At 62.7% G+C, this 244-nt stretch carries 1 protein-coding gene; it reads right to left on the bottom strand.

Going from position 1 to position 244, the window contains the following annotated elements; translation table 11 throughout:
* Nucleotides 1-244, bottom strand: a 244-nt coding sequence (locus HU764_RS27545) for an immunoglobulin-like domain-containing protein (protein WP_186704273.1), incomplete at both ends; no start/stop codon positions are given.

The raw sequence follows: 244 nt of genomic DNA, 5'->3' as shown, positions 1-244 counted from the left end.
GTACCCGGCTCGTCAGTGACAGTGGTGCTGACCGGGGTCTTGTCCAGAACCAGGTTTTCAAACTTCCAGGCGTCAGCGCCGCTGACCGCCTGCAGGCTCTGCTCGACCGGTGGGTTAGCGCCGGTGTAGACGTTGTCCGGGGCAGTCACGGTAACCGAACCGGTGGTGCCGTTGGCCGGAACGGTGATCACCGTTTTGCCGTCACTCAGGGTGAAGTACAACGGCGCGTGGTTGTCGATCGGCA

It is taken from the genome of Pseudomonas kermanshahensis (assembly GCF_014269205.2).
GTDB lineage: Bacteria > Pseudomonadota > Gammaproteobacteria > Pseudomonadales > Pseudomonadaceae > Aquipseudomonas > Aquipseudomonas kermanshahensis.
This window is presented reverse-complemented; position numbering and strand designations above follow the sequence as displayed.